General features: G+C 64.4%; 2 protein-coding genes and 1 pseudogene. 1 reads left to right on the top strand and 2 read right to left on the bottom strand.

All coding sequences use genetic code 11. The features are described 5' to 3' along the window. On the top strand, nt 1-4,073 hold a 4,073-nt coding region (locus tag ACTHLF_RS20950; RefSeq protein ID WP_440330123.1), incomplete at its 5' end, for an AAA domain-containing protein. A gap of 77 nt (nt 4,074-4,150) precedes the next feature. Here the strand turns inward: ACTHLF_RS20950 and map are convergent. Next, nucleotides 4,151-4,921, bottom strand: coding sequence for a type I methionyl aminopeptidase (gene map / locus ACTHLF_RS20945; RefSeq protein WP_440330121.1), 771 nt, complete (start codon nt 4,919-4,921; stop codon nt 4,151-4,153). Further along, nucleotides 4,921-5,021: pseudogene (locus ACTHLF_RS20940) on the bottom strand (ParD-like family protein); the annotation flags it as partial. The gene map and the pseudogene ACTHLF_RS20940, both read right to left, overlap by 1 nt.

The raw sequence follows: 5,021 nt of genomic DNA, 5'->3' as shown, positions 1-5,021 counted from the left end.
AGCGCCGCCGGCCGGCCAGGGAGCGCGCCCGCCATGCGGGGTGGCTGCCACCGTTTAGCTACGCGCAGGATGATTACCGGCCACTCGGCCGCGCCCTGTTCGAGCAGTGGGTTCGCCCCAGCGAGCTCCCGCAACGCACGGAGGCCGGCGCGTCGCCCAGCAAGGAGGTGCGCCGGCCCACCATGGTGGATACCGTGGCGGAAGCGCCTCCAGCCGACGTCGAGTCATACTCGCTCGAAGAATCGGATGGCCACCGCTACGCGTGGGACCTGGACCTGACCCAGGTCACCCTTGCCAACTTCAACTACAGGAAGATGTCGCTGGTACGTGACTACGCCCAGCTGATCGACGACGGCACGGTCAATCCCGCCTTCGACAAGGTGTTCTCGATTGAACCGCGCGAACTCGAAACCGAACTGCCCGCGCCACTGCCGTTCGCAGAGCAGTGGAGCGTCGTGCCCTCGGATGCCACCCAGAACGCCGCCGTGGGCGTCGCCCGCAGCCAACGCAGCTTCATCATCCAGGGCCCTCCAGGTACCGGTAAGTCACAGACCATTACCAACCTCATCGCGGACTATGCCGGCCGTGGCAAGCGCGTGCTCTTCGTGTGCGAAAAGCGCGCTGCCCTCGACGTGGTGTTCCACCGCCTGAAGCAGAGTGGCCTCGATGCCCTCTGCTGCCTCATCCACGATTCGCAGGCCGACAAAAAAGGGTTCATCACCGATCTGAAGGCCGGGTACGAGAGTTGGATGGCCACGGCGCACGAAAGCGACGCGCTGGCTACCCGCCGCCGCGTCCTGGTTGAGGCGCTGGATAAGGCCACGCGACGTATCGAAGGCTTCGAGGAAGCCATGACGGCAACACCCAGCGAGCTGGGCGTGACCGTGCGTAGCCTGCTACGCCGGGTAGCCTCCCGCCCCCCGCCCCCCGCCGCCGGTGCCGCCCGTGGCGAGGGGGTACCCGCGGGGGCCACATGGGACCGCTATCACGAACTGGCGCAGCGTGTGCACCGGGCGATGTGGGAACGCTTTGGCTGCGAGGGCATGGCCGGTCACGCACTGGCTCGCCTTGCCGCGCCGCTCGTCGCGGATGCCCGCGCCTTCGGTCGAGCCGAGCAGTTGTGTGGCGATGCCGAGGCCTTGCTCGCGCAGCTCGATCCCCTGCTCGAAAGCACGGCTACGCTGATCGATGCCGATATGTCACTTCCGGTGGCGCTCGCCATCGCCATCGAAAGCCAGTGGCTACTGGATACCGGCCTGGTGGCGCACCTGGCGTTGCTCGACCCGACCTCAACGGCGCACGCAGCCCTCCGCCAGATCCAGGCCCACGCTGCCACGTGCCAGGACGAACTGGAACGCGCGCGCGCCGACACGGTGCATTGGCGCGACAAGCTCAGCCCAGGCGATACCGAGTCGGCCTTTTCCATGGTGCAGGCGCTCGAAGGGTCAGTGGCGCGCTGGTTCCAGCCTTCGTGGTGGCGTTTACGCGGTGAGTTGAAGCGTCGATATGACTTCGGCAAGCACGCGGTGCGGCCCGGCTTCGCAAAAATACTCAGCCAGCTGGGCCGGGAACATGCGGCCGTCGCTGCGCTCGAAGCGGCGGAAGCGGAGGGTCGGAAACTCTATGGTGTCACTGACCTGGCCGCCTTTCTCAGCGCACTGCATACGCTCCAGCAGCGTGCGGGATCAGCCGACGCGGGGCATCATGCCCTGCTCGCGCACCTGCGCCGTGCCATCGATCCGGTAGCGGCGGCCCGTGCGGAAGCCGACGGGCGCGCACCGTTGGAGAAGCTGGCTGATCGCGTCCAGGACAACCTCGCCTCGGCTGACGAGGCGACCCCAGGCCAGCTCGCCGAGTGGGTCCGCGATCTGCGCGAAGCGCTGGACGACCTACCCGACCTGCTGCCATTGCTACGCGCTGTACATACCGCCGAGCCAGCATTCGCCGACCTGCTCGCGCACGTCAACGCATCGCCCGTTGAACTCGAGGCGTTGGTCTCCGATGAAGCCCTGCTGCGCCTCGAACGGCTCGACCCCGTCGTGGCCAGCTTTGGCGGCGCGGCGCTTGCACAGGCGGCCCGTTTGATGGCGACCGCACAGCGAGAACTCCTCGCATTGAATGCGCAAGTCATCTGCGCCAGTCGCCACCAGCAATTCGCCGCTAACGTGCACCGCTCCGCACTCGCGGCGTCGCAACTGGATGGCGAAGGAAAAGCGTTCAAGAAGAACTACGCCACGGGTCGCCGCGAGCTAGAGCACGAGTTTGGCAAGAGCATGCGGTACCGCTCGATCCGCGATCTTGCCGACGATGAAACGGGCATGGTCATCAATGACCTCAAGCCGATCTGGCTGATGAGTCCGCTCTCGGTATCGGACACGCTCCCGCTTTCGAAGGACCTGTTCGACGTGGTGATCTTCGACGAAGCCAGCCAGATCCCCACCGAGGAAGCGGTTCCTGCGCTCAGTCGTGCCCGCCAGGTCGTCGTGGTCGGTGACGAAATGCAGCTACCGCCAACGAGCTTCTTTTCCGCCAGCGGAGCGGAGGGCGACGATGAAGTGCTCGTGGAAGACGATGGCGAGAAGATCGCGATCAGCCTCGACGCCGATAGCCTCCTGAACCAGGCTGGACGCAACCTGCCGGCGACCCTTCTCGCATGGCATTACCGTAGCCGGCACGAGTCGCTGATCAGCTTCTCGAATGCCGCGTTCTACGATGGCAGGCTTGTAACCATCCCCGACCGGGCGATGGAGCTGGCGGTTGAGCAGCCCGCCTCGATCCGCTCCAACGCCGTGGATGCCGGCATCGAAGGCGCTGAAGCGTTGCTGGCACGCCCTATCAGCTTCCACCGGCTCGCCGATGGCGTATACGTCGAACGACGAAACCAGCCCGAAGCCCAATACATCGCGCAGGTCGTCCGCGAAATGCTCCGTCGCGAAACCGGCATGAGCATCGGTATCGTCGCCTTCTCCGAGGCCCAGCAAGGAGCGATCGAAACGGCCCTCGAAGCCCTGGGCACGGAGGATGCCGACTTTGCAACGCGGCTGGAGCGCGAATACGTGCGCGAGGATGACGACCAGTTCAATGGATTGTTCGTAAAGAACCTCGAGAACGTCCAGGGCGATGAGCGCGACATCATCATCCTCAGCATCTGTTATGCCCCGGGCCCCGAAGGCAAGATGCTCATGAATTTTGGCCCGATCAACCAGCGTGGTGGCGAGAAGCGTCTCAATGTCATTTTCAGTCGCGCCCGGCACCGCATGGCGGTGGTATCGACGATCCAGGCCGACGCGATCACGAACGTGCACAACGATGGCGCCGCTGCACTGCGAACGTTCCTGCAGTTCGCACAGGCCAGTGCGACGGGTCAGTTCGAGCGTGCTCAAGCGACCCTTGCCGCCCTCAATCGCGGCGCCCGCGACACGTTCGCGCGCGTGGCGGGCAACGACAGTATCCGTGACCAGCTCGCCAAGGCATTGCGCAACCGCGGTCACATCGTCAGCGAAAATGTGGGGCGTTCCCAATTCCGCTGCGACCTTGCCATTGCCGAGCCTTCCGGACAGGGTTACGCGCTTGCGATTCTTCTGGATGCGCCCGATGCCCCGGTCGTGGATACCGTGGAGCGGTATGTGTTCCGTCCGGGAGTGCTCCGCCAGTTTGGCTGGCACGTGCTCGATATCCCCGGCAAGGACTGGATTGATGACCAGGAAGCGGTCATCGCCCGCATCGAAGGGATGCTCGCCGATGGCGAGGATCGCGCCCTCGATGCGCTCATCGACATATTGCCCGACATCGATACGGCGCCGGCGGAGGCCGGCCCCGGAGAAGAGCCCTCTGCCGAGCCGACAAGCGATGCCGTCAGCCCCGTATCACTGCGTAGCCTGCGCTTTGAACAAGGCACCTCACGCAAGTTCTGGCGTGCACAGGTCGACGGTCTGCAGTTCACTGTGACGTTCGGTCGAATCGGAACGCAGGGGCAGGCGCAGGTCAAGGTCTTCGAGACCGCCCAGCGAGCGCATCGGGAGATGGAAAAGCTCGTGGCTGAAAAACTTCGGAAGGGGTATGTGGACGATTGAGGGTCTCGAGGCACCCAACGACCAGGATGGACGGCGTGTCGTCCGGCGTGCTCGCCATGGGTGCTTCATGGGTCAGGTCATGGGGATAACGGTGTTTCTCCAGGGCGCAGCGTGAGTACGCGCGCGCCTGTCGCCGTGACGGCGACCGTATGCTCAAACTGCGCCGAAAGGCGTCCATCCCGCGTGTAGACCGGCCATTCGCCTTCCTGATTCACGATAGCCGCGCGGCCCTGGTTGAGCATGGGTTCGATCGTGAAGACCATGCCTTCGCGCAACACCATGCCGGTGCCGGGGCGCCCGTAATGCAGGATCTGCGGATCTTCATGCATCTCGCGGCCGATGCCGTGGCCACAGTATTCCTTCACCACGCTGTAGCCGTGCGCTTGTGCGTGCCGGGAGATCGCGTGGCCGATGTCACCAAGGCGCGCGCCCGGTTTGACGGCGCCGATGCCTTTCCACATCGCTTCGTAGGTCGCATTGACCAGGCGCCGTGCCGGGTATGCCACATCACCTATCAGGTAAGTCGTGCTTGAATCGGCGATGTACCCGTTCTTTTCGAGCGTGATGTCGAGGTTGACGATCTGGCCGCTGCGCAGGATATCGCCCGCCGAGGGGACGCCATGGCATACGACGTTATCGATGGATGCATTCAGTACGAATTCGAAGCCGTACTGACCTTTGCTCGCCGGCCGCGACTGGAGATCGTCGACGATCATCCGTTCGACGAGATCGTTGATGGCGAGCGTGCTACGCCCTTCGAGATCCAGCCCATTCAGATGATGGAAAACTGAGGCGAGCAGTCGCCCAGCCTCGGCCATCGCGGCCAGCTCGTCGGGTCGCTTGACCACTAACGTGCCGCGCGCAAGGCCAGCGGTTCCACCCCGGCCTCCCGCAACTCCTGCGCCACGATCTCCTGGAAACTCAGCGACGGGTTGAGCTCGCAGAGCA

It is taken from the genome of Luteibacter sp. (assembly GCF_051958795.1).
Lineage (GTDB): Bacteria > Pseudomonadota > Gammaproteobacteria > Xanthomonadales > Rhodanobacteraceae > Luteibacter.
This window is presented reverse-complemented; position numbering and strand designations above follow the sequence as displayed.